Origin of the sequence: Streptomyces sp. NBC_00038, from assembly GCF_026343635.1 — a bacterium.
Lineage (GTDB): Bacteria > Actinomycetota > Actinomycetes > Streptomycetales > Streptomycetaceae > Streptomyces.
The window spans coordinates 2,982,135-3,006,769 of the sequence record NZ_JAPELQ010000001.1 but is presented as its reverse complement, the minus strand read 5'-3'; the positions used below and the strand labels follow the sequence as shown (position 1 = coordinate 3,006,769).

20 protein-coding genes are annotated in these 24,635 nt (G+C 71.6%); 9 read left to right on the top strand and 11 right to left on the bottom strand.

The genetic code is table 11. From position 1 onward, the window contains the following. Nucleotides 1-120: 120 nt before the first annotated feature. Nucleotides 121-786: a hypothetical protein gene (locus tag OG219_RS13790; protein WP_266826327.1), complete on the top strand. Its 666-nt coding sequence runs from the start codon at nucleotides 121-123 to the stop codon at nucleotides 784-786. A gap of 56 nt (nucleotides 787-842) precedes the next feature. Here OG219_RS13790 and sucB read toward each other — a convergent pair whose 3' ends face one another. From sucB to OG219_RS13775, 3 genes are all read right to left on the bottom strand, one after another. Continuing rightward, the gene (gene sucB, locus OG219_RS13785) at nucleotides 843-2,651 is read right to left on the bottom strand and encodes a 2-oxoglutarate dehydrogenase, E2 component, dihydrolipoamide succinyltransferase (RefSeq protein ID WP_266826325.1); all 1,809 of its coding nucleotides are present in this window, start codon (nucleotides 2,649-2,651) and stop codon (nucleotides 843-845) included. Between the two features lie 106 nt (nucleotides 2,652-2,757). Continuing rightward, nucleotides 2,758-4,146 (bottom strand): dihydrolipoyl dehydrogenase, encoded by a 1,389-nt coding sequence (gene lpdA, locus OG219_RS13780; protein WP_266464970.1) that lies wholly within the window; start codon nucleotides 4,144-4,146, stop codon nucleotides 2,758-2,760. Between the two features lie 295 nt (nucleotides 4,147-4,441). Then, nucleotides 4,442-5,983, bottom strand: coding sequence for a leucyl aminopeptidase (locus tag OG219_RS13775; RefSeq protein ID WP_266826323.1), 1,542 nt, complete (start codon nucleotides 5,981-5,983; stop codon nucleotides 4,442-4,444). A gap of 390 nt (nucleotides 5,984-6,373) precedes the next feature. Here OG219_RS13775 and OG219_RS13770 point away from each other — a divergent pair, with 390 nt between their 5' ends. The 4 genes from OG219_RS13770 (at nucleotide 6,374) to OG219_RS13755 (ending at nucleotide 12,536) form a co-directional block, all read left to right on the top strand. Further along, a complete protein-coding gene (locus OG219_RS13770) occupies nucleotides 6,374-8,392 on the top strand; it encodes a hypothetical protein (protein WP_266826321.1) in 2,019 nt (672 codons plus the stop codon). A 120-nt stretch (nucleotides 8,393-8,512) separates the two neighbouring features. Further along, nucleotides 8,513-10,033, top strand: a complete 1,521-nt coding sequence (gene pelF / locus OG219_RS13765) for a GT4 family glycosyltransferase PelF (protein ID WP_266826319.1) — start codon at nucleotides 8,513-8,515, stop codon at nucleotides 10,031-10,033. Further along, complete coding sequence (locus tag OG219_RS13760) at nucleotides 10,030-11,865, top strand: hypothetical protein (protein ID WP_266826317.1); 1,836 nt, start codon at nucleotides 10,030-10,032, stop codon at nucleotides 11,863-11,865. The genes pelF and OG219_RS13760 overlap by 4 nt, the downstream gene beginning before the upstream one ends. Continuing rightward, a complete protein-coding gene (locus OG219_RS13755; RefSeq protein ID WP_266826315.1) occupies nucleotides 11,862-12,536 on the top strand; it encodes a spherulation-specific family 4 protein in 675 nt (224 codons plus the stop codon). The genes OG219_RS13760 and OG219_RS13755 overlap by 4 nt, the downstream gene beginning before the upstream one ends. 7 nt (nucleotides 12,537-12,543) lie before the next feature. Here the strand turns inward: OG219_RS13755 and OG219_RS13750 are convergent, their stop codons facing one another. Next, nucleotides 12,544-13,326: an adenosylcobinamide-GDP ribazoletransferase gene (locus OG219_RS13750; RefSeq protein WP_266826313.1), complete on the bottom strand. Its 783-nt coding sequence runs from the start codon at nucleotides 13,324-13,326 to the stop codon at nucleotides 12,544-12,546. 71 nt (nucleotides 13,327-13,397) lie between these two features. Here OG219_RS13750 and OG219_RS13745 point away from each other — a divergent pair, with 71 nt between their 5' ends. Then, nucleotides 13,398-14,165 carry a hypothetical protein gene (locus OG219_RS13745; RefSeq protein WP_266826311.1) on the top strand — a complete coding sequence of 256 codons (768 nt, stop codon included), beginning with the start codon at nucleotides 13,398-13,400 and terminating at the stop codon, nucleotides 14,163-14,165. Here the strand turns inward: OG219_RS13745 and OG219_RS13740 are convergent. The 3 genes from OG219_RS13740 to cobT form a co-directional block, all read right to left on the bottom strand. After that, the gene (locus OG219_RS13740) at nucleotides 14,102-14,803 is read right to left on the bottom strand and encodes a hypothetical protein (RefSeq protein WP_266826309.1); all 702 of its coding nucleotides are present in this window, start codon (nucleotides 14,801-14,803) and stop codon (nucleotides 14,102-14,104) included. The two genes, OG219_RS13745 and OG219_RS13740, sit on opposite strands and share 64 nt — an antisense overlap. A 38-nt stretch (nucleotides 14,804-14,841) precedes the next feature. After that, nucleotides 14,842-16,599 (bottom strand): phosphatidylglycerol lysyltransferase domain-containing protein, encoded by a 1,758-nt coding sequence (locus OG219_RS13735; protein ID WP_266826307.1) that lies wholly within the window; start codon nucleotides 16,597-16,599, stop codon nucleotides 14,842-14,844. A 203-nt stretch (nucleotides 16,600-16,802) separates the two neighbouring features. Continuing rightward, on the bottom strand, nucleotides 16,803-17,957 hold the full coding sequence (cobT, locus tag OG219_RS13730) for a nicotinate-nucleotide--dimethylbenzimidazole phosphoribosyltransferase (protein WP_266826305.1): 1,155 nt from the start codon (nucleotides 17,955-17,957) through the stop codon (nucleotides 16,803-16,805). 155 nt (nucleotides 17,958-18,112) lie between these two features. Here cobT and OG219_RS13725 point away from each other — a divergent pair, with 155 nt between their 5' ends. After that, nucleotides 18,113-19,186: a class I SAM-dependent methyltransferase gene (locus tag OG219_RS13725; protein WP_266826303.1), complete on the top strand. Its 1,074-nt coding sequence runs from the start codon at nucleotides 18,113-18,115 to the stop codon at nucleotides 19,184-19,186. Between the two features lie 134 nt (nucleotides 19,187-19,320). On the opposite strand, the gene OG219_RS13720 is transcribed toward OG219_RS13725, so the two are convergent. Next, nucleotides 19,321-20,523 (bottom strand): bifunctional adenosylcobinamide kinase/adenosylcobinamide-phosphate guanylyltransferase, encoded by a 1,203-nt coding sequence (locus tag OG219_RS13720; protein ID WP_266826301.1) that lies wholly within the window; start codon nucleotides 20,521-20,523, stop codon nucleotides 19,321-19,323. Nucleotides 20,524-20,636: 113 nt separating this feature from the next. Between OG219_RS13720 and OG219_RS13715 the strand changes: the two genes are divergently transcribed. Beyond that, nucleotides 20,637-20,852 carry a hypothetical protein gene (locus tag OG219_RS13715; protein WP_266826299.1) on the top strand — a complete coding sequence of 72 codons (216 nt, stop codon included), beginning with the start codon at nucleotides 20,637-20,639 and terminating at the stop codon, nucleotides 20,850-20,852. Between the two features lie 121 nt (nucleotides 20,853-20,973). Here the strand turns inward: OG219_RS13715 and OG219_RS13710 are convergent, their stop codons facing one another. From OG219_RS13710 to OG219_RS13700, 3 genes are all read right to left on the bottom strand, one after another. Further along, a complete protein-coding gene (locus OG219_RS13710; protein WP_266826298.1) occupies nucleotides 20,974-22,044 on the bottom strand; it encodes a S1C family serine protease in 1,071 nt (356 codons plus the stop codon). A gap of 59 nt (nucleotides 22,045-22,103) precedes the next feature. Continuing rightward, nucleotides 22,104-22,805 (bottom strand): bifunctional 2-polyprenyl-6-hydroxyphenol methylase/3-demethylubiquinol 3-O-methyltransferase UbiG, encoded by a 702-nt coding sequence (locus OG219_RS13705; protein WP_266836086.1) that lies wholly within the window; start codon nucleotides 22,803-22,805, stop codon nucleotides 22,104-22,106. Between the two features lie 83 nt (nucleotides 22,806-22,888). Then, the gene (locus OG219_RS13700; protein WP_266826297.1) at nucleotides 22,889-23,515 is read right to left on the bottom strand and encodes a DUF3043 domain-containing protein; all 627 of its coding nucleotides are present in this window, start codon (nucleotides 23,513-23,515) and stop codon (nucleotides 22,889-22,891) included. Nucleotides 23,516-23,824: 309 nt separating this feature from the next. On the opposite strand from OG219_RS13700, the gene OG219_RS13695 reads away from it, so the two are divergent. Beyond that, complete coding sequence (locus OG219_RS13695) at nucleotides 23,825-24,619, top strand: PspA/IM30 family protein (protein ID WP_266826295.1); 795 nt, start codon at nucleotides 23,825-23,827, stop codon at nucleotides 24,617-24,619. Nucleotides 24,620-24,635 lie beyond the last annotated feature (16 nt).

The following is a 24,635-nucleotide window of genomic DNA, read 5'->3' as shown; positions in this document are numbered from 1 at the left end:
CGGGTGCGGTGCGGAGGTGTCACGTCCGTGTCACCCCGTGAACTCGCGGGGCCCGCACGGCGTGGGGGTCGGCACAGGGGTCGCCGACAGGGGCGCCGCTGGGCACAGCAGGGGGACGACATGAACGAGCGCGGGCTTCGCCGGGCGATGGCGGCAGTGGTGGCAGGGCTGGTTGTGAGCTTGACGGGATGCCAGCAGATGGCCACGGGGGCGGCGGCGGAGCCGAGCGGAGGTACCGGGACCGTCGTCGGGTTGGCTGGGCAGCGGCAGCCCACCGGCTCCGGCGGCGCCTGCGTCTTCGTCAAGCCGGACGGCGCGCAGAAGTTCGGGCACGTCGGCTGGGGCTTCCGGGTCACGGGCACGAACCGCTGGGTCTACGGCGCGGTGGAGAACCCGTCTGGCAAGCTCCACACCCCGCCCGGCGGCGACATCGGCGCCTGGCACGCGGAGGGCACGTACGCCCGCATGCTCAGCGACATGTCCCGGGACGCGTACTACCCCGGCAGGTCGGAACACCCGTACAGCCGCTTCCGCTGCACCGGTTCCGCGAAGAGCGATGTGCCGGCCGCCCGGGCGATGATCCGCAAGGTCGAGGCCCGCGGCTTCCTCGTCGGCAGGGACCCGAAGACCGGCAGGCTCACCTCGTGGGACTGCCTCGACGCGACGTACGACGTCCTCAGGGCGTACCGGACAGAGCGGCTGACGCCCGCCGCCAAGCTGTCCATTCCGAACGTGTGGGTGGAGACGCTGTGGGGCTGGTCGGACAAGACGCTGAAGCCGCGCTAGAAATGCGATGCCCCCGCCCGGAAGTTCCGGACGGGGGCATCGCACAAGCGGTTCGGTTACAGGCCGAGCTCGACCTCGAACTCGCCGGCCTCCAGGATCGCCTTGACCGCGGTCAGGTAACGGGCCGCGTCGGCGCCGTCCACCAGACGGTGGTCGTAGGAGAGCGTCAGGTACGTCATGTCGCGGACGCCGATGACGGTGCCCTCTTCCGTCTCGATGACGGCCGGACGCTTGACCGTGGCGCCGATGCCCAGGATCGCGACCTGGTTCGGCGGCACGATGATCGTGTCGAAGAGCGCGCCGCGCGAGCCGGTGTTGGAGATGGTGAAGGTCGCGCCGGACAGCTCGTCCGGGGTGATCTTGTTGGCCCGGACCTTGCCCGCCAGGTCGGCGGTGGCCTTGGAGATACCGGCGATGTTCAGGTCGCCCGCGTGCTTGATGACCGGGGTCATCAGGCCCTTCTCGGAGTCCACCGCGATACCGATGTTCTCGGTGTCGAAGTAGGTGATCGTGCCCTCTTCGACGTTGATCCGGGCGTTGACGGCCGGGTGGGCCTTCAGCGCCTGGGCCGCCGCCTTCACGAAGAACGGCATCGGGGAGAGCTTGACGCCCTCGCGGGCCGCGAAGGAGTCCTTCGCCTGCGCGCGCAGCCTCATCAGCCGCGTGACGTCGACCTCGACGACCGAGGACAGCTGGGCCTGCTCGTGCAGGGCCTTCACCATGTTGTCGCCGATGACCTTGCGGATGCGGGGCATCTTGACGGTCTGGCCGCGGAGGGGAGAAGCCTCCAGGGTCGGCGCCTTCTTGGCGGCAGCAGGGCCCCCGGCAGTCACAGCAGCGGCCGGAGCCGGAGCGGCGGCGGCCTTCTTCGCGGCCTCGGCGGCGGCGATGACGTCCTGCTTGCGGATACGGCCGCCGACGCCGGTGCCCTTGACGGTGGCCAGGTCGACGCCGTTCTCGGCGGCGAGCTTGCGCACCAGCGGGGTCACGTACGCGCCTTCGTCACCGGAGACCGCGGCGGGCGCCGGGGCCGGGGTGACGGGGGCGGGCGCCGCGACCGGCGCGGGAGCCGGGGCCGCGGGCTGGACCGGAGCCGGGGCGGCGGCCACCGGAGCGGCGGGCGCGGGAACCGGGGCAGCGGGAGCCACGGGGGCGGGCGGAGCAACCGGGGCCGCGGGGGCGACCGGAGCCGGGGCAGCGGCCGCGGGAGCGGCCGGAGCCGCCGGGGCAGCCGCGGCCGGAGCCGCGCCGGGAGCGCCGACGACGGCCAGCTTGGCGCCGACCTCGGCGGTCTCGTCCTCACCGACCACGATCTCAAGCAGTACGCCGGCGACCGGCGACGGGATCTCGGTGTCGACCTTGTCCGTGGAGACCTCGAGCAGCGGCTCGTCCTCCGCGACCTCCTCGCCGACCTCCTTCAGCCAGCGGGTGACGGTGCCCTCGGTGACCGACTCGCCCAGTGCGGGCAGTACGACATCGGTACCGGAGGCACCACCGGCCGGAGCGGCAGGGGCGGCGACGGGGGCGGGGGCAGCCGGAGCCGCGGGGGCCTCGGCCACGGGGGCCGGGGCGGCAGGGGCGGCCACGGGCTCGGCGGCGGGGGCCGGGGCGGCCACGGGCGCACCCGAGCCGTCGTCGATGACGGCCAGCTCGGCGCCGACCTCCACCGTCTCGTCCTCGGCGACCTTGATGGAGGCGAGCACACCGGCTACGGGCGAGGGGATCTCGGTGTCGACCTTGTCGGTCGACACCTCCAGCAGCGGCTCGTCGGCCTCGACGCGCTCGCCCTCTGCCTTCAGCCAGCGGGTGACAGTGCCCTCGGTGACGCTCTCGCCGAGCGCCGGAAGGGTTACGGAAACCGCCATGGTTTCTGTTGCTCCTTACGAATGGTGCGGAAGTCTGTGGTCGTCGCGCCCAGGTGCGACGCGTTGACTGACGTACGGCCGGTGGCTGATGTGCAGCCGGGGCCGGTCAGTCGTGCGAGTGCAGCGGCTTGCCCGCGAGGGCCAGGTGGGCCTCGCCGAGCGCCTCGCTCTGCGTCGGGTGCGCGTGGATGAGCTGCGCGACCTCGGCCGGCAGCGCCTCCCAGTTGTAGATCAGCTGGGCTTCGCCGACCTGCTCGCCCATACGGTCACCGACCATGTGGACGCCGACCACGGCACCGTCCTTCACCTGGACGAGCTTGATCTCGCCCGAGGTGTTGAGGATCTTGCTCTTGCCGTTGCCCGCGAGGTTGTACTTCAGAGCGACGACCTTGTCCGCGCCGTAGATCTCCTTGGCCTTGGCCTCGGTGATACCCACGGAGGCGACCTCGGGGTGGCAGTACGTCACCCGGGGGACACCGTCGTAGTCGATCGGAACGGTCTTGAGACCGGCCAGACGCTCCGCCACCAGGATGCCCTCGGCGAAGCCGACGTGCGCGAGCTGGAGCGTCGGGACCAGGTCACCGACGGCGGAGATGGTCGGGACGTTCGTGCGCATGTACTCGTCGACCAGGACGTAGCCGCGGTCGATCGCGACGCCCTGCTCCTCGTAGCCCAGGCCCTGCGAGACCGGGCCGCGGCCGACGGCGACGAGCAGCACCTCGGCCTCGAACTCCTTGCCGTCGGCAAGGGTGACCTTGACGCCGTCGGCGGTGTACTCGGCCTTCGAGAAGAAGGTGCCCAGGTTGAACTTGATGCCGCGCTTGCGGAACGCGCGCTCAAGCAGCTTGGAGGAGTTCTCGTCCTCGAGCGGGGCGAGGTGCTTCAGACCCTCGATGATCGTGACGTCCGTACCGAACGACTTCCACGCGGAGGCGAACTCGACGCCGATGACGCCGCCGCCGAGCACGATCGCGGACTGCGGAACGCGGTCCAGGACCAGCGCGTGGTCCGAGGAGATGATGCGGTTGCCGTCGATCTCCAGGCCCGGCAGCGACTTCGGCACGGAGCCGGTCGCGAGGAGCACGTGGCGGCCCTGGATGCGCTGGCCGTTCACGTCGACCGACGTCGGGGAGGAGAGGCGGCCCTCACCCTCGATGTACGTCACCTTGCGGGAGGCGATCAGCCCCTGCAGGCCCTTGTACAGACCCGAGATGACCCCGTCCTTGTACTTGTGGACGGCCGCCACGTCGATGCCCTCGAAGGTGGCCTTCACACCGAACTGCTCGCTCTCGCGGGCCTGGTCGGCGATCTCGCCCGCGTGCAGCAGGGCCTTGGTCGGAATGCACCCACGGTGCAGGCAGGTACCGCCGACCTTGTCCTTTTCGATCAGGGCGACGTCCAGACCCAGCTGGGCTCCGCGCAGCGCCGCGGCGTAACCGCCGCTACCGCCGCCGAGAATCACTAGGTCGAAAACGGTGCTGGCGTCGTTCGCCACGTCACGTCCTCCATGCATGTGCGCCTCACGCCGGTCAACTGCGACCGGGCGGCGGCTGGTGTCCGGCCGCTCTTTCTCCGGCCCTGTGGTGGGGGCCCTGTCCTGCCGAGAACCCATCTTCGCACTTGTCGGGGACGAGCGAGACGCCGGGCCGGTGTGTGACACGTCCCACCTTGGCGGACCAACGGACAAAACGGCCCCGGGTGACTTTGTCACCCGGGGCCGTGGAGCGCGCCTTTAGGGGCGCGGGGAACTGCGCGAGCAACCACGACGGACCCGCAGTCGCCCCACGTTGCTAACCGAGATCCCCCGCGGCGGTCAGTTCGGCAAGACGCACCAGAGTCCGCACGGCCGACCCCGTACCCCCCTTGGGCGTGTAACCAAAGGGCCCGGCCTCATTGAACGCGGGCCCGGCGATGTCCAGGTGCGCCCAAGTGATCCCCTCACCCACGAACTCCCGCAGGAACAGCCCGGCGACCAGCCCGCCACCCATCCGCTCACCCATGTTGGCGATGTCGGCGGTGGGGGAGTCCATCCCCTTGCGGAGGTGCTCCGGCAGCGGCATCGGCCAGGACTCCTCGCCGACCTCCTCCGCGGCCTCGACGATCGAGGCGCGGAACGCGTCGTCGTTCGCCATCACACCGAAGGTGCGGTTGCCGAGCGCCAGCACCATCGCCCCCGTCAGCGTCGCCACGTCGACGATCGCGTCCGGCTTCTCCTCGGACGCCTTCCACAGCGCGTCGGCGAGGACGAGACGGCCCTCGGCGTCCGTGTTGAGGACCTCGACGGTCTTGCCGCTGTACATGCGCAGCACGTCACCGGGGCGGGTCGCGGAACCGGAGGGCATGTTCTCGGCCAGCGCGAGCCAGCCGGTGACGTTGACCTCGAGACCCAGGCGCGCGGCGGCGACCACGGCGGCGAAGACCGCCGCCGCACCGCTCATGTCGCACTTCATCGTCTCGTTGTGCCCGGCGGGCTTGAGGGAGATGCCGCCCGAGTCGTAGGTGATGCCCTTGCCGACGAAGGCGAGGTGCTTGGTCGCCTTGGCGGAGGTGTACGACAGCTTCACCAGGCGCGGACCGGCGGCCGAGCCCTTGCCGACGCCGAGGATGCCGCCGTAGCCGCCCTTGTCGAGGGCCTTCTCGTCGAGCACCTGCACCTTGATGCCGTGCTCCTTGCCGGCCGCGCTGACGACGGCGGCGAAGGACTCCGGGTTGAGGTCGTTCGGCGGGGTGTTGATGAGGTCGCGGGCGCGGTTGAGCTCCTCGGTCACGGCGGTGGCGCGCGCGATCGCGGCCTTGTACGCCGCGTCGCGGGGCTTGCCGCCGATGAGGGCGACCTCGCCGAGCGGCGCCTTGCCGTTCTTGGCGCCGGCGCCGTTCTTCCCGTTCTCCTTGTACGCGTCGAAGGCGTACGCGCCGAGGCGGGCGCCCTCGGCCACGGCGCCCGCGTCGGCGGGGTCCGAGATCGGCAGGGCGAACGCGGCCTTCTTGGCACCGGCGAGGGCGCGGGCGGCGGCACCGGCCGCGCGGCGCAGCGCCTCGGCGCCGTAGGTGTCGTCCTTCTCCGGGACCGCTCCCAGGCCGACGGCCACGACGACCGGGGCCTTGAAACCGGAGGGCGCGGGCAGCTTCGTCACCTCGCCCTCGCCGCCCGTGGCGCCGAGGGTCTCCAGGATGCCGGCGAGCCCGCCGTCGTACGCCTTGTCCACGGCCTCGGCGCCCGGGGCGACGACCAGTCCCCCGGACTTGGAGGCAGAGCCCTTCGCGACACCGACGACGATCGCGTCGGCCCGCAGACCGGACGCCGCGGCGGTGCTGAGAGTGAGAGCAGTCACGGTGGTGAAATCTCGCTTCCGTTGAAATTGCTTCGGCCGAGTGGGGATGGGTCGACCGGGCCCGACGATCGACCCTAGATCCGGCCCTGAGGGCGGTCCCTACCGGGGCGGGCGAGTACCCGTGACGAGCCTACGCTCGGGGCCGGGTTTCGCTCATTCTTGCGAGCATTCACCGTCTGGTGGCGTCATGGCCCTTTCGCGCCTCTCACTCCCGGTGACCTGAGTAACACTCATCGTGTTCCGGTGGGCGCGACGCTCACTGCTTCGCGACATTTCCACAGATCCTCCTCGGTTCGACCGAGTCAGGCCGTGTTCAGCCGCGCTCAGCCGTTTTCGGCTGTGTTCAGCCGTGTTCGGCCAAAAGGGGATCTTCGAGGGGGAGAGCAACAAATGACGCAATATTCGTGCGGATGGAGACGAGCGTCCGCCGTCCTGGCGGCCGCCGGTCTGCTGGCGCTGGGTCTGGGGGCACCCGGCGCGTCCGCGGCGACCACACCGCGCATCGATCTCAAGGTCCTGGTCGTCGACAACGGCGCGGGCCAGGTCGGCGCCATCACCGCCGAGCTGAAGAACACCGGCATCCCGTACACCCTCGTCAGCCTGGACGCGCCGGGCCGCCCGACCATCGACGCGGCGTTCCTGAGCGACACGGTGAACGGCACCCCGCGGGCCAAGTACCAGGGCGTCGTCATGCCGAACGAGGCACCGTTCGGCCTGGGTCCGGCCGAGCAGACCGCCCTGGAGACCTACGAGAGGACGTACGGCATCCCGCAGGTCGACGCCTACACCTGGGCGCACCCCGGGGTCGGGCTCGACTACACCGACCAGAACGGCGGCTGGTCCGGCACGCTGGACGGCGCGCGGACCCAGGTCACCGCGGCCGGCACGGCGGGCCCGTTCGGCTATCTCGACGGGCCGCTGACCTTCGAGGACAACGACCCGTCGGTGCAGGAGAGTTACGGCTACGCGGCCCACCCGAGGGACGGGTTCACCAGCTACCTGGACGCACCGACCGGCGGCACCCTGCTCGGCCAGTACGCGCACGACGGGCGCCGCGAACTCGTGGTGACCTTCGCGTACAACCAGAACCAGCAGCAGTTCAAGCTGCTGGCCCGCGGCATCGTCGAATGGCTGACCCAGGGCATTCACCTCGGACAGAGCAGGAACTACTTCTCCGTCCACGTCGACGACGTCTTCGCACCCGACGCCCGCTGGGACACCGAGCGCAACTGCACGCCCGGCGACATCGACTGCGTCGGCGGCGGCGAGGAGGCCGCGCCGATCCGCATGACCGCGGCCGACGCGGTGTACGCCGCACAGTGGCAGCAGGCCAGCGGCTTCACCCTCGACATGGTCTTCAACGCGGGCTCCGGCGAGGAGTGGAAGACCGAGAACGGCGGCACCGACGCCCTCACCACCCAACTGCTCGCCGACAGGGCCAAGTACCGCTGGGTGAACCACACCTACACGCACAAGTTCCTCGGCTGCGTGCAGAACACCGCGACGGTGCCGTGGAGTTGCGCGAAGAACGCGGACGGCTCGACCCAGTACATGAGCCGGGCCGACATCTCCGCGGAGATCGCCAACAACTACAACTGGGCCCAGTCACACGGTCTGTCGACCGACCGCACCGAGCTGGTGACCGGCGAGCACTCGGGTCTGAAGACGCTGCCCCAGCAGCCCGCCGACAACCCGAACCTCGCGGGCGCCCTGTCCGCGAACGGCGTCAAGTGGACGGGCTCCGACAACTCCCGCGAGCCCGCTCAGCGCGCCGTCGGCAGCGCGCTGACCGTGCCCCGCTATCCGATGAACGTGTACTACAACACCGGTACGGCGCAGGAGATGGCCGACGAGTACAACTGGATCTACACGTCCAGGGCCGACGGCGGCAGCGGCATCTGCGAGAACAACGCCACGTCCACGTGCCTGTCGGCACCGCTGGACACGGCCACCGGCTACGCGTCGTACATCGTCCCGCGGGAGGCCCGCACCGCACTCGGGCACGCCATCGGCAACGACCCGCGCCCGCACTACGTGCACCAGTCCAACCTCGCCGAGGGCCGGATCCTGTACCCGGTCCTGGACCAGGCGCTCGCCGGCTACAAGGCGCTCCACGCCGACAACACCCCGCTGGTGAACCCCCGGCAGAGTGCGGTCGGCACCGAACTCCAGCGCCGTACCGCCTGGGGGGCGGCCGTCGCGAACGGCAAGGTCACGGCGTACCGCGTCGGTACGAAGGTCACGGTCACGGCTCCGTCCGGAACGCAGATCCCGGTGACCGCACCTGAAGGGACCAAGAAGCAACTCCTGCTCGGAACCGCCGCGTTCGGCACGCCGTACGCGGGCAAGCGCTCGGCCTGGACCACGCCGGAGCTCCTGCAGTCCGCTCTCACGCTGAACCTGCCGTAGGGGGCAGCGCCCCGAAGGGGCGCGGGGAACTGCGCGACCGGCCACGACGGACAAGCGGTCGGCGTGCGGTCCGCAGTTCCCCCTGGAACATCCGCATAAAACAGGGGGAGCCGCGCAGCGATGCGTACAGGCCGTCATGTCACCATGCTCACCGAAGGTACCTATCCGCATGTCCACGGCGGGGTCAGCACCTGGTGCGACCAGCTCGTGAAGGGCATGCCCGAGGTCGACTTCCACATCGTCTCGCTCACCGGCAGCGGCCGCGAACCCGTGACCTGGGAGCTGCCGCCCAACATCCGCCGGCACACCTCCGTGCCGACCTGGGGCCCGCGGCCGGGGCACACGCGGGCGCCGCAGGGCCGGGCCCGGCGCCGGTTCATCGACACGTACGAGCGTTTCCTGCTGTCCTTCCTCGACCCGGACGCGCACTGCGACTTCGGTGAGGCGCTGTACCGGCTGGCCGAACTGGCCCGCGACGGAGGCCTGTCGGCGGCCCTGCGCACCGAGGCCGCGCTGCGCTCGCTGATGTGGATCTGGACGATGCCGCATCTGCCGACGGCCGCCGCACGCCCCACCGTCCACGACGCGCTGACGGCAACGGACCTGCTGGAGCACGCACTTCGCCCGCTCGGCATCCGCATCCCCGAGGACTCCGTGGCCCACGCGGTCAGCAGCGGCCTGGCCACGCTGCCCGCCCTCGCCGCGCACCGACTGGACGGGGTCCCGTTCCTGCTGACCGAGCACGGCATCTATCTGCGCGAGCGCTACCTCAACTACCGCAGCGGCGAACAGCGCTGGCCCGTCAAGGCGTTCATGCTCGGCTTCTACCGCGAGCTGAACACCCTCGGCTACCGGGCGGCCGACCTGATCACCCCGTGCAACCAGTACAACCGCCGCTGGGAGGAGCGCGGCGGCGCCGAGGCCGACAGCATCCGCACGGTCTACAACGGCGTCGACCCGGCCGCCTTCCCGCACGCCGGACCCGAGCCCGAAGTCCCCACCCTCACCTGGTGCGGCCGCGTCGACCCCATCAAGGACCTGGAAACACTGCTCCGCGCATACGGCATGGTGCGCGCCGAAATGCCCGAGACCCGACTGCGGCTGTTCGGGCCGGTACCGCCAGGCGGGGAGGAGTACCGCACCCGCCTGGAGAAGCTCGCCGCCGAACTGGGCGTGACCGACGGGCTCACCTTCGAGGGCCGCATCAGCGAGGTCTGGCGCGCCTACGCGGCAGGCCATGTCGTGATGCTCTCGTCGATCTCCGAAGGCTTCCCCTTCTCGATCATCGAGGCGATGTCCTGCGGCCGTACGACGGTCTCCACCGACGTCGGCGGTGTCCGCGAGGCCGTCGGCGACACCGGTCTCGTCGTCCCTCCGCGCGAGCCGGAGAAGATGGCCGCCGCCGCGCTGACCCTTCTGAAGGACGACCGACGCCGCCTGGAACTGGGCGAGTTGTCACGCCAGCGGGTCATCGAACGGTTCACACTGCGCCGTTCCGTGGACGCCTTCCGCACCATCTACCAGGAACTGGCGGGCCTGCCCGAGGTGTACGAGCCCACCGTCGAGACCGTCGCCGACTGGACCGTCGAACTGCGCGACCCCTGGTACCAGGCGGTCGCCACGGACGGGACCGGCTGGTGAGCGGTTCGCTTCGCACGCCGCCCGGCGCACACGGGGAAACACTCCCGCACGTGCCGCTCCAACGCCGCACGCCGAGCTGGGCGCAGCCGGACCCCGTCGACGAACTCGCCATACGCATGGGGGACTTCATAGCCGCGGCCGTCCACCCCGACGAGATAGCCGCGCTCCTGGAGTCCGACGGCATGTCGGACGACCAGATACGCGAGCGCTACGGCATGAAGAACTCCTTCGCCCTCGCGGAGGAACTGTACGAACGGGTCGAGCGCCACTACCCCGAGCCGGCAGGCCCACCCCACGACCCCTGGCAACTCGGCCTCCTCGGCTGCCTGTTGCGGGGTGTCGTTTTCGCCCTGCCGGGCCTCGGATACGTACTCGGGGCGCCACTCCTCGCGGGCCCCAAGGGCGAGTTCGGGCTCCCCGCCGGCACGGTCCCGCTGCTCGCCGGGGCGCTGTGCGGCTGGACCTGGAACCAAGGGCTGGCCCACCGGGCGTACTCCCTGCTGGGGCTGGGCGACCGCTCGGCAGCCCGCCGCTCACTGCTCGTCGGCGCGCCGGTGGGCGTGCTGCTCGGCTCCCTGGTCGCGCTGGCCGCGGCGGGCACGGCCGCACCGACGGCGGTGGCCTTCGCCGCCGGACAGTCCTGCTATCTCGGCGCCGCCACCGTACTGCTGGTGATGGGCCGCGAACGGGCCCTGCTCGCCGCCCTGCTGCCGATGACCGCGGGCGCGGTCCTGGCCATGCTCCATCCGGTCCCCGACCTGACGAGACTCCTCCTGCTGACGGGCTCACTGACAGCGGTCGCCCTGCTCGCACTGCTCGAAGTGGCGCCTTCCGTACGGGAGTCGGGGGACGGCAGCTGGTCCGCGGGGCTCGCGGCACTGCTGCCGTTCGGGACGCTGGGCGGGGTGACCTGGCGGCGCCCGGCCACGACCGGGTCGACGACCACGAGTGGTGAACGTGGGCGGGCAGATGGCCCCAACGGAGACCGCGGACGGCCGAACCGTGGCCACGACGACCGTCCGGCGGCCCGTGACGCTCCGCGCAAGGCCCGCATCACGCCAGGCGCCCGGGGTGCGAGCCTGCGGGCGCTCGCTGAAGCGGCGGGCTCTCGCGGTACCGCCGCGATCCGCGGCGACCGGTCGGCGGCCCCTGCTGCTCCGCGCAGGGCGCGCGTCGTGCCCGGCGTTCGGGGCGCCCGTCTGCGGTCGCTTGCCGAGGCGGCGCGCCCTCGCCGTACCGCGGCCCCGTGGCTCGCCGGCTCCCTGCCCTACGCCCTCTTCGGACTCGGCAGCGGAGTCCTCGTGCTCTACGTGGCGCTCGGCGACGTACTGGCAGGCGACGCGCACACCGCGGTGGCCGCGCCTGCCGCGGTCGCGCTGACGCTGAGCATGGGCCCGGCCGAGTGGCTGCTGTTCCGCTTCCGCAGCGGCAGCCTCGCCGGGCTGCGCTCCAGCGGTACGTCGAAGGACTTCTGGCGCACCACGTCCGGCACCCTCGTCCAGTGCCTCACCGGGTACCTCGCCGCGCTGCTCGCGCTCGGCCTCGCCACGTCCGCACTGTGGCCGCACGCACCCGTGGCGACCGGCGGCGTACGGCTCGCCGGACTGCTCCTGCTCGGCGTGGTCCTGTGGACCGGACTGCTGCTCCAGTCCTTCGGCGCCGTCCTGAGCACCGCCTCGGTCTGCTGCGTCGCCGCGCTCGCCCAGACCGTGGCACTGGCGGCGCACGCCGGAAGCCCGCACTGGGTGGGCCTGATCGTCAACGGCGCGGCGGCCGGCGCCCAGACCGGGCTCGTCTGCGGCCTGTTGGGAAGGGCGACCGCCCACCGATGAACCCGCCCGGCAAGTCCCTCCTCGTGCCCTACTACGAACACCCGTCCGTCCGCCCCGCCGAATGGGAGGCGCTGATCGCCGCCGCACCCCGCCTCCACGCCGTCGTGCTGAACCCGGCCAGCGGCCCCGGCGAACGCCCCGACCCGGCGTTCGCCGCGGTCGCCGAACGGCTGCGCGCCGTGGACGTGCGGGTGCTCGGCTACACCGACACGGACTACGGCCGCAGACCGTGCGCCGCCGCCGTACGCGACCTGTCACGGCACCGCTCCTGGTACGGAACCGACGGCGTCTTCCTCGACCAGGTCGCCTCGGGAATCGCCGGGTTCGCGTACTACCGGCGGCTCGCGACAGCCGCCCGGGGGCTGGGCTGCGGCACCCTCGCCCTCAACCACGGCACGGCGCCGCACCCCTCGTACGCCAGGATCGCCGACGTACTCGTCACCTTCGAGGGCACCTGGGACACGTACCGGGAGGACCGCCCGCCACCGTGGACGGGTACCGGGACGCGGCTGTGCCACCTCGTCCACGGCGTGCCGGCGGGCGTCGACGTGGCGGAGTCGGCCCGCGCGCGGGGCGTCGGCCTGCACTGCGCGGTGCCGGGCGCGGGCGAGCACCCATGGGGAACGCTGCCGCACGGGCTCGGGCTGGGTGAGGCGGGTCCTGCGGCCTGAGCCGACGTCAGCCGAGCGACAGCACCACGAGCGCCGTCGTCGCCGCCGTCTCCGCCAGGCCGCCGAAGACGTCGCCCGTGATGCCGCCGAAACGGCGCGTGCAGTGGCGCAGCAGCAGTTCGGCGGCGACGCAGGCGGCGAGGACCGCGAGCGCGGCGCGTGCGAGGTCGTACGTCCCGAGGAGCGCCCCCGCACCCGCCGCCGCTCCGACGACCACGGCCGCCACCAGCAGCGCCCCGCGCACCGGCACCGTGCCCGCCACCGCCGCGCCGAGGCCCTCGGGGCGGGCGGGCGGCACCCCGGTGCGGGCGGCCAGCGTGAGGGCGAGCCGCGCCGCGGTCGCCGAGACGACGGCCGCGAGCACGCCCCGGGCCCAGGAGGTGTCGTACGCCTGGAAGAGTGCGGCCACCTGGGCGAGCAGCACGAAGAGCAGGGTGATCACCCCGAACGGGCCGATGTCCGACTGCTTCATGATCCGCAGCGCGTCCTCGGCGGGCTTGCCGCTGCCGAGCCCGTCCGCGGTGTCGGCGAGCCCGTCCAGGTGCAGACCGCGGGTGAGCGCGGCCGGTACGGCGGCGGTGGCCACGGCGGCCAGCAGCGGGCCCGCGCCCATCGCCAGCAGCGCCACCCCCACCAGCGCCGCGCCCGCCCCGACGACCAGCCCGGCCACGGGCGCGCACAGCATCCCGCCGCGCGCGGCCGCACGGTCCCAGCGGGTCACCGTCACGGGGAACACGGTGAGGGTGCCGAAGGCGAAGCGGAGGGCGTCGGGGAGGGGGGTCTTGGACACCGGCGCAGGTTACCCGGGGGTCCCGGGGGCCCGTACGGCGGCCATGGACAGTCGTGGATAAAGTGCGCGATATGGGTCATTGGTTGCAGCGGAACATCATCGAGCCGGGGAAACTGCCGCTGCTGCTGGCGCTCGCCTCCTTCGTGCTGACCTTTGTGATCACCCGGGTCATCGTCCGGATGATCCGGGCCGGCAAAGGCCCGTTCGGCAATGTGAAGGCGGGCGGTCTGCACATCCACCACGTCGTCCCCGGCGTCGTGCTGACGGTGATCGGCGGTTTCGGGGCGGTGGCCAGCAGCCGGTACGGATTCGGTGCGGCCGTGTTCGCCGTGGTGTTCGGAGCGGGTACGGGCCTGGTGCTCGACGAGTTCGCGCTGATCCTGCATCTCGACGACGTCTACTGGACCGAGGAGGGGCGCAAGAGCGTCGAAGTCGTAGTCGTCACCGCGGCCCTCGTCGGGCTGGTGCTCGGCGGATTCCTGCCGTTCGGCGTCAACGACCTCACCGATGAGGAACTCCAGGACCGGGGCGGCGTGATCGTGAGCATCCTCGTGAACTTCGGTATCGCGCTGCTCGCCCTGAGCAAGGGCAAGGCCCGCATGGCGATCTTCGGCGTCATCGTCCCGTTCGTCGCCATCGTCGGCGCGGTCCGGCTGGCCCGCCCCGGCTCGCCCTGGGCCAGGCGCTTCTACCGGCGCCGGCCGCGCGCCCGGGCCAAGTCCACCCTGCGGGCGTACCACCACGACCGCCGCTGGGCGGGCCCCAGCCGAAAGCTTCAGGAATGGATCGGCGGCAAACCGGACCCCGAGCCCGTCCGTTCGCTGCCCGGCGCTCGGTGACGCCACGCGGACGTCCCGCACAGCAGCAGCACCACGGCGATGGCCGCGAGATGTTCCTCGCCCGCGAGGTTCTCCTTCAGCGCGACCTCGACGAGCATCGCCGCGATCACCAGACCGCCCGTGAGGTACGCGCGACAGCGCCAGCACACGAAGACGGCCAGACCGACCACGGCCGCCGAAGGACCGGTGTCGACCACCAGCCGGTCCGCCGAGGGCAGCCCGAGCGGACCGCCGGGGCCCAGCGCGATGCCGATGCGCGCGTAGAGCGTGCCGGCCGGCGTGGCGGCGTACGCGATGACGAGGGTCCGCCACCGGCCGAGACAGATCTCGGCGATCCCGAACACCAGGAGGAGCTGCGCGAGCGCGCCCCACACCGGGAGATCGAGGGCCGGTACGAAGAGGGAGAGCGGGGTGCGTGCGAGGGCGAGCGGGAGCGGGTCCTCGGCGCGGACCGAGCCGATGTCCTGGACGAACCGGTAGCCCCAGGACTGGTTCTGGACGAACTGGAGGGCGGCCGTCAGACAGACCGTCCCGATGGTCATGGGGATCGCCCGCCACCGCTCCCTGAGAAGCGCCTCGCGCACGGTGACGTACACAAGCCCCCATTCGGCGCGGGCCCAGCGGGCGAGCGACCTCACCTCTGCGACTTCATCCGTGTGTCCTCACCCGTGCGACTTCATCCGTGCGACTCCAGGTGCTTTCGGTGCAGCCACTTCGGCAGGCCCGGCGCCTCCAGGAACCCTTCGGCGCGCGCGGACGCGACGCCGATGCGCAGCAGGTCCGCGCTCTTCTCGAAGAGCAGGAACCGCGGCTCCCAGATGGGCCGGTACTTGGCGTTGGCGCGGTAGAGCGACTCGATCTGCCACCAGCGGGAGAAGAAGCTGAGCAGGGAGCGCCACAGCCGCAGCACCGGCCCCGCGCCGAGGCGTGCACCACGTTCGAAGACCGAGCGGAACATGGCGAAGTTGAGCGAGACCTGGGTGATCCCGATCTCCTGGGCGCGGTTGAGGAGTTCGATCACCATGAACTCCATCAGCCCGTTCTCGGAGTCGCGGTCGCGCCTCATGAGGTCGAGGGAGAGTCCGTGCGGCCCCCACGGCGCGAAGGACAGCACCGCCCTCAACTCGCCGTCCCCGTCAGTGCATTCGAGCATCATGCACTGCCCGTCGTCGGGGTGGCCGAGCCGCCCGAGCGCCATGCTGAACCCGCGCTCGGTGGCGCCGTCGCGCCAGTCGTCGGCGCGTTCGAGGAGGTACGCCATCTCGTCGGCCGGGATGTCCTGGTGGCGCCGGATGCGCACCTCGTACCCGGCGCGCTTGACCCGGTTGTAGGCCTGCCGGACGGTGCGCATGGCCCGTCCGTCGAGCGTGAACTCGGCGGTCTCCACGATGGCTTCGTCGCCGAGTTCCAGGGCGTCCAGGCCGTGCCGGGCATAGACGGTGCCCGCCTCCTCGCTCGCGCCCATCACCGCCGGGATCCAGCCGTGCTCGCGCGCCTCGGCGAGCCAGGGTTCGATGGCACCGGGCCAGGCCTCCAGATCGCCGATGGGATCGCCGGAGGCCAGCGAGACCCCGCCGAGGACGCGGTACACGACGGCCGCCTTGCCGGTCGGCGACCAGACCGCGCTCTTCTCGCGGCGCAGGGCGAAGTAGCCGAGAGAGTCCCGGTCGCCGTATCTGTCGAGCAGCGCCCGCAGCCGTCGCTCGTCGTCCTCGGTGAGCGGGTCGACGGCGCGGCGGGAGCGGAAGGCGGCGTAGAAGACGGCGAGGATCAGCAAGGTGCTGAGCACGTTGATGGTGACGTTGACCCAGTTGGGCGTGGTGATCCCGGGGAAGCGGGAGTCGTCGGCGGCGACCGAGACGAGCCGCAGGAGTCCGTAGCGCCAGCGGTCCAGGAAGGTCGAACGGTGCGCGTCGTGGGCGTGGTTGGTGACCGTCACCAGGAACGCGGCGAACAGCGAGGTGACCAGCAGCCCGCCGATCGCGACGGCCGCGGCCAGCTTGGGATTCGACCGGTCGCCCTTGGCGTAGAACTCCCGGCGGCCGACGACGAGCGACGCCACGAAGGCCGCGGTCAGGAGGCACGAGATCCAGTTCTGCGGGTACCGCCGGATCTCCGGGAACGCCAGCGCGAAGGCGAACAGCACCAGGAACAGCCCGCTGAGCACGAGGTTCAGGATCCACGCGGCCCGCTTCCGGCGGCGCATGGTGATCGCCAGGAACATCGTGAACACGCCGGACGCGAATCCCGCCGTCAGCAGATACGGGGTGAAGTAGTTCTCGGTGTTGTGCCGCCGCAGATCCTGCCCGAAGGAGACCCACACGGCACTCAGAAAGTTCACGAACGTGACAACACGCAAGTACCAGACCGCGAAGGAGGCGGCCCGCTGGGCGGCGCCCCGTTCCCGATTGGCGACAATTCGGGCATCTCCCATAAGTGGGGATGATATGGGGCGCCGGGCGGGCTAAAGGCTTCTAGCGCCGGCCGACGAGAGATTCAGCCCCGGCCCGGCGAGAGATTTCAGCGCTGGCCGGGGAGAAATTCAGCCCCTCCGGCGTTTGAGGAGCGGGGTCTGGGGCGGAGCCCCAGGAACAAGGGACGGGTAGGGGCGGAGGGGGCGAAAACCCGCTACCCCGGCTACTCCGCTTCCTTCTCCTGGCCGACGACCTCTTCATGACCCGAGGCCTCTTCCGCGTCCGGGACCTCTTCCGCGTCCGGGACCTCTTCCGGGCCCGCGGCCTCGGGCGAGGCCTTCTCCGGAAGCTCCGCTGCCAGCGCGGCCGCCGCCTGGACGAGGGGAAGCGCGAGGAGGGCGCCCGCACCCTCGCCCACCGTCACCCCATGGTCGAGCAGCGGCTCCAGAGCCATCCGGTCCAGGGCCTTCGCCTGCGCCGGCTCCCCACTGTTCTGACCGGCCAGCCACCAGTCCGGCGCCCGGAAGGCGACCCGCTGCGCGACCAGCGCGCAGGCAGCCGCCACCACCCCGTCGAGGATCACCGGCATCTTCCGCACCGCGCTCTGCAGCAGGAACCCGGTCATCGCCGCGAGATCCGCCCCGCCGACCACCGCGAGCAACTGCAGCTGATCCCCGAGCACCGGCCGGGCCCGCCGCAACGCGTCCCGCACGGCGGCGCACTTGCGCATCCACGCGAGGTCGTCGATGGCAAGCCCGCCCCGCCCGGTGACCACGGACGCGTCGGTCCCGCACAGCGCGGCGACCAACACGGCCGCCGCGGTGGTCCCGCCGACACTGATGTCGCCGAGCACCACCAGATCCGTACCGGAGTCGGCCTCTTCGTCCGCGACGGCGACACCCGCGCGGAACGCCGCCTCCGCCTCCTCCGCCGTCAGCGCGTCCTCGACGTCGATACGACCCGAACCGCGCCGCACCCGATGCCGTACGACCTCCTCGGGCAGCCCCTCCGGCTCGCAGTCCAGCGCCATGTCGACGACACGCACCGGAACGCCCAGCCGGCGGGCGAGGATCGACGCCGGGCTCGCGCCCTCGAGCACAGCCCGCACCAACTGGTCGGCGCTGCCCGCGGGCCGTGCCGACACACCGAGTCCGGCGATCCCGTGGTCGCCCGCGAACAGCACCGCGCGCGGGTGCTCGATCGGCCGCACCGGCACCGCGCCCTGCGCCGCCGCCAGCCATTCACCCAGGTCGTCGAGGCGGCCCAGTGCGCCGGGCGGCACGATCTGGCGCTCCCGGTGCGCCTCGGCGTCGCGGCGGACGCCTCCGTCGGGACGCTCGATCAGATCGGTGAAGTCGTCGAGATTAAGCGAGCTCATTCGCCGAACAGTACCGGCACCGATCGAACACGGCTGCGCCACGTCGGTGCACCTGAGATCGCCATCCGCTACGTACCTTTTGTGTCGGATTGTCGTACGGCTTTCGTGCGGCTCTTCGCCCCCCACAGGAGCACGCAGGAACAACAGGAGCACCCATGCCCCCCACCCCGCAGCCGACCGCCGAACGCCGCGCCGCCTGGATGAGCGAACTCGCCCAGGGCACCGACCGGTTCCACGAACCGCGCCGGGACGACTGCCCCTGGTGCGGCTCGAAGCGGCTGCGCACCCGGCTCCGCACACCGGACCTGCGGCAGCGCAAACCCGGCACCTTCGTCGTCGACGAGTGCGGGGACTGCGCCCACGCCTTCCAGAACCCCCGGCTGACGGCCGAGGGAGTGGCCTTCTACCACCGGGACTACCACCCCGACCTCCAGGCGGACGCACACGACGGCCTCGCCGAGCGGATCCTCGCCGCCCGCGCCGGACACGGCCGCCATCTGGCCGCCGCCCGCGCGATGCTGCCCCACCCCGAACCGGAGAGCTGGCTCGACGTCGGCACCGGGCACGGATACTTCCCCGCGGTGGCCAAGGAGATCCACCCGTACACCGCCTTCGACGGGCTCGACCCCACCCGGCGCGTCGACAAGGCGCGGGCCGCCGGACGGGTGGAGGAGGCGCACCGCGGCAGGCTCACCGACCCGGAGATCGCCGAACGGCTGCGCGCCCGCTACGACGTCGTCAGCATGTTCCACCACCTGGAGCACACCCCCGACCCGCGCGAGGAACTGCGCGCCGCGCTGACCGTGCTGCGCCCCGGCGGACACCTCCTCGTCGAAGTCCCGGACCCCGACTGCGCGTTCGGCCCGCTCCTCGGCAAGTGGTGGGTGTCGTACGGCCAGCCGCGCCACCTCCATCTGATGCCGCTGCCCAATCTGCTGGCGGAACTCGAATCGCTCGGCTGCGTCATCGTCTCGACGGATCGCCGAGAACCGCACATCCCGTACGACCTCTCAGGCGCCCTCGCGCTGGGCCTCAGCCGTGTTCTGCCCGGCCTCGACGCGCCGTGGCGGCCCGCTCCGCCCACCGTCCTCCAACGCCGCCTGCGTACGGCCCTGACGCGCGCGTCCGCCCCCCTGCTCGCCTCAGCCGTCGCCCTGGACCATGTGCTGGCCCCCCTCTTCCGCCGCACCCGCTTCTCGAACGCGTACCGCGTCATCGCCCGCCGCTGAAGCCTTGCCCGCTCCGCGGTCCCGCCTTGGCCCGCTCCGCGGTCCTTCTCCCCGCCGCTCCGCGGCGTTTCCCCCGCCCACCCGCCCCTTCCGCCCGCTCCGCGGCCCCCACCACCGCGCCGCTCCGCGGCCCCTCACCCCCGTAGCGACACCGCCTGCCCCGCCACCACCAACAACAAATGCTCACACTCCGCCCCGAACCCCGCGTTCAACCGCCCAAGTTCATCCCGGTACCGCCGCCCCGAAGCCGTGGCCGGCACGATGCCCGAGCCGACCTCGTTGGAGACGGCGACGACCGTGCGGCGGGTCCGCCGGACGGCGGTGGTCAACTCCTCCACGCGGGCGCGGAGTGCGCGTTCCCCGCCGCCGGACCACTCCGCGTCGTCCCAGGCGTTCACGGAGTCCATCGCGTCGGTGAGCCAGAGGGAGAGGCAGTCGATGAGGAGGGGGGCGCCGTTCTCCGCGAGGAGGGGGACGAGGTCGCAGGTCTCGGTGGTGCGCCAGGAGCCGGGGCGCCGCTCGCGGTGGGCGTGTACGCGCGCGGCCCACTCGTTGTCGCCGTTGCGGGTGCCGCCCGTCGCGACGTACAGGACGTCGGGGAAGGCCTCGAGGCGCCGTTCCGCCTCCACCGACTTGCCCGAGCGCGCGCCGCCGAGCACGAGCGTGCGGCGCGGCACGTCGGGGACGTCCTCGTAGACGCCCACGTCCAGCGTCGACCCGTCCGGCACCGCACGTGCGCCGGCCGCCGCGAGCCGCCGCCGCAGTTCGGCCCCCGGCGGCACGTCGTGGTCGAGATGCACCGCGATCACGTCCGTCGCCGGACCGGCGGCGCCCACCGCGCGCAGTTTCGCGAGGGCGTCGGGGCGCCCCACGACATCGGCGACGACCATGTCGTACGGCGGGTCGCCGTTCACGTCCAGCCCGGCGGGCGCCGCGCCCGGCGGCAGGTACAGCAGCCGCTGCCCGTCTGGCCCCGTCACCGCGTACCCCGTGCCGGGCGCGTCCATCGGCACGGCCCGTACCCGGTGTCCCGTCAGCAGCGCCAACTCCCTCCCGTCGGGCACCCGGCCGGGCTGCGGCAGCCCGGCCGGCACCTCGACCGCGGGGCCGTCGTGCGGGTGCGAGAGCAGTACCTGCCGTACGCCGCCCAGCGAGTGCCCGGAGCGGGCGGCCGCGAACGCCGCGCCGGGGGTGAGGTCGAGCAGCAGCGTGCCGTCGACGAGCAGCGCGGTCGCCGCCCGCGCGTGCTCGCCGAGCGCGGTCGCGCAGGCCGCGCAGGGGCAGTCGGGGCGGGGCAGGCCGTCTGGGGCGCCGGTGCCGAGCAGAGTCAGTTCCACGGGGATGATTTTCGCGTGTCCCCGGAGGTCTTGCAGGTCCGACTAGGCTTCGGGCAGGAGCCGGATCTTGTCCGGCTTCCGCTGTGCAGTGTGCTCATACCTGGGAGGCGTACATGGCGGCATGGACGTGGCGGTTCGAGAAGGCCGACGGGACAGAGGTCCAACCCGTGGTGCAGCCCGAGGAGTTCACCACGCAGGGGGACGCGGAGTCCTGGATCGGCGAGGTGTGGAAGGAGCTCCTTGAGGGCGGTGCGGAACAGGTGTTCCTCTTCGAGGACAGCACACAGATCTACGGGCCGATGAGCCTGCACGCCGCTTCCGAGGCGTAGGCCGGTCGAGGCTGCCGGGCCTGCGTGCGGCTTCGGAGGCGCAGGCAGGCCGGGGCCGCAGCCGGGTGCCGGGGTTCCGCCCCCGGCACCCACGTGCCGACCCACGTGCCCACCGCCGTCTCTACTGCTCGCCCAAGGTCACATCCACCGTCTTCTCGCTCCCGTCCCTCGTGTACGTCACCGTCACCTTGTCGCCCGGCTTCTCGGCGGCGAGTGCCTCGGAGAGCGAGGTGACCGTGGTGATGTCGGTGTCCCCGAGCTCGGTGATGATGTCGCCGGGCTCGATGCCCGCCTTGTCGGCTGCGCCGCCGCTCTTCACCTCGACCACGGCGACCCCCGCGGCGGCCTGGTAGTCGTCGTCGACGACCGTACGGGCCGTGATGCCGAGCGCCGCCCGCCCCGAGTCGGTGACCCTGCCGTCCTCGATGATCTGGTCGGCGACCTTCGTGACCATCGACGCGGGGATCGCGAAGCCGATGCCGGGCGCCGTGCCGGCCCCGAGGGTGGGATCGGTCGCGGCGAGTGTGGGGATGCCGATGACCCGGCCGTCGAGATCGACCAGCGCGCCGCCGCTGTTGCCCGGGTTGATCGCCGCCGAGGTCTGCACCATGTTTGCGATGGTGGCGCCGGTCCCGCCGTCACCGCTCCCCTCGCTGACGGTGCGTCCGGTCGCCGACACGATGCCCTGGGTCACGCTGGACGACAGCCCGAGCGGCGACCCCATCGCCAGCACGATCTGGCCGACCTGCACCTTGGAGGAGTCCCCGAAGGCCGCTGCCTTGAGCCCGTCCGGCACCTTGTCCAGCTTGATGACGGCGAGGTCCTGCTGCGGGTAGGCGTAGACGAGCGTCGCGGTCTGCTCGTCCTCGTTGTTGGCGGTCGTGACCTTGAAGGTCTTCTCGTCCCCGACCACGTGCGCGTTGGTGACGATGTGCCCCTTGTCGTCGTACACCACCCCGGACCCCAGATCGCTGCTCGCCTGGATCTGCACCACCGACGGCAGTACGTCCTTGATCACCTTCAGGTAGTCGTCCTGGAGGTCGTTGGCCGCGGCCGGGGCCGCCGCCTGCGTCGTCGTGTCGTCCTTCGCGGGCGACGACCCTGAGCCGGAGCAGCCGGCGATCAGAGCGGCGGAGCAGACGAGCGCGGCCAGCGGGAGGTACAGCCGGGCACGGGTACGGGAGGCATCCATGCCCGAAGTGTCCCTTTCGGGGAGTTGCCCCGACCTGTGATGCGCACCCGAACGGGTCGTCAGCCCCGCACCCCGCACAGGTGCAGCAACGCCGCCACCTGGCGATAGGGATCGGTCCGCCCGGCCCGTTCCTCCGCGGCGAGGAGACCGTCCAGGTCCGCGGGGAGGGAGGCGCCGTCGGCCGCGGTGTCCGTGAAGACCCGCACGCCGTACCAGGCGCGCAACGGCGCCCCGATGCCGGCGAGTGTCGACGTCAGCGTGGAGAGCCGGTCGGCGCGCACGTCGAGGCCGAGGCGATTCGTGTACGCGGTGGTGTCGAAGGCCGTCAGCGCCGCCGCCCAGTCCCCGGAGAGTCCGGACCGCATGGCCAGCGCGTCGGCGTTCCGTACGAGCAGTGAGAGCAGCCCGCCGGGGGCCAGCATCCGCGCGAGGCCCGCCAGCAGCGGGTCGGGCTCCTGGACGTACATCAGTACGCCGTGGCACAGCACCACGTCGAAGCTGCCCGGCAGGAAGTGGACGCCCGTCTCGCGCCCGTCGCCCTCAATGAGGCGTACGCGTCCCTGGATGCCCTCGGGCTCGGCGGCCAGTGCCTGACGGGCCACGGCGATCATCTTCGCGTCCTGCTCGAGCCCGGTCACCTGATGCCCGGCCCGGGCCAGCCGCAGCGCCTGCGTGCCCTGGCCCATCCCGACGTCCAGCACCCGAAGCCGCTGCCCGACGGGATACCGCCCGGCTATCTGCTCGTCGAGCTGCCGGGCCACCAGCTCCTGCCGTACGACATCACGCAGTCCGCCCAGCTTGCTCAGCCAGGCATCCACCGCGCCCCCGGAGAAAGATGTCGCGCTCAGGGCCGCTCTCCGCGCTTGACCTGCGGCTTCGGCAGCCGGAGTCGACGCATCTGGAGAGTGCGCATCAGCGCGTAGGCGACCGCGCCCTTCTTGGGTAGGTCGGGGTAGCGCGTGCTCAGCTGCTTCTTCAGGCGGATCGCGATGCCGATCGAGTCGACCACGATCAGCAGGATGACCACGAGCCACAGCAGTAGCGCGATGTTCTGCAGCGAGCCCACCCGCACCATGCTCAGCACGAGGATGAGCACGGCCAGCGGCAGGAAGAACTCGGCGATGCAGAACCGCGAGTCCACGAAGTCGCGGGCGAACTTCCGCACCGGGCCCTTGTCGCGGGCGGGCAGATAGCGCTCGTCGCCGTTGGCCAGCGCCTGGCGCTGCCGCTCCATCGCGGTGCGACGCTCGTCGCGATTCCGCTTGGACGCCTCCTTGCGCGTCGTCGGCGTGTTCGCCACGCTGCGACGCTGGGTCTGGGCCTCACTGCGCTTGGGCGTGGGGCGGCCCTTGGGGGCCTGCGGGTCACGGGTCTGCTTGGAGTCGGTCACGCCCGCCTTGTCGGCGGGGGCCTTCTCTTCCTTGGCACGGCTACGGAACACAAAACCCAAGGGTACGCGGTGTGCGCGCATGGACGTCATTCGAGTGGGGAACGATCCGGCAACACCGTACGTCTGTACTGGGAAAGTACTGGGACAGACGGGACGTTGCGCATGGTTTCGCCGGGCGGGCTCGCAGGGATTCCCCAGGTGTTCCGCAGGAACCCCTGGTGGACCCCGAGATCCACCTACTCCCTACGCCGGAGCGGCGTCGTACGCAGTCGTCCTTGGGGATGAGCGCATCCGTCCCCGAACAGTGCGGTAATGGATGCAGGGCCCGTACTGTGGGTTCTGTTGCAGTACCTGGAGCTGGAGTCCGTCAGAAGGGGGCGCGCGAAGCCCATGAGCGGTGTCATGAAGCGTATGGGGATGATCTTCCGCGCGAAGGCGAACAAGGCCCTTGACCGGGCCGAGGACCCGCGCGAAACCCTCGATTACTCGTACCAGAAGCAGCTGGAGCTGCTCCAGAAGGTGCGCCGCGGTGTCGCCGATGTGGCGACCAGCCGCAAGCGCCTGGAACTGCAGCTGAACCAGCTCCAGAACCAGTCCTCCAAGCTGGAGGACCAGGGCCGCAAGGCGCTCGCCCTTGGCCGTGAGGACCTGGCCCGTGAGGCGCTGTCGCGCCGGGCCGCGCTCCAGCAGCAGGTCACCGACCTGGAGACGCAGCACCAGACCCTCCAGGGCGAGGAGGAGAAGCTCACCCTTGCGGCGCAGCGGCTCCAGGCCAAGGTGGACGCCTTCCGTACGAAGAAGGAGACCATCAAGGCCACCTACACCGCGGCGCAGGCGCAGACCCGGATCGGGGAGGCCTTCTCCGGCATCTCCGAGGAGATGGGCGACGTCGGCATGGCGATCCAGCGTGCCGAGGACAAGACCGCGCAGCTCCAGGCGAGGGCCGGCGCGATCGACGAGCTGCTCGCCTCGGGTGCCCTCGACGACCAGTCGGGTCTGGCCAAGGACGACATCCAGACCGAGCTGGACCGGCTCTCCGGTGGTACGGATGTAGAGCTGGAACTGCAGCGCATGAAGGCCGAGCTGGCCGGTGGTTCCGCGGCGAAGCCGGCGATCGAGGGCGGCACGGGTCAGGGCCAGTCGCAGTCCCAGCCGCAGGACACCCCCCGCTTCGACAAGCAGTAGCCCACGCCTTAGGAGG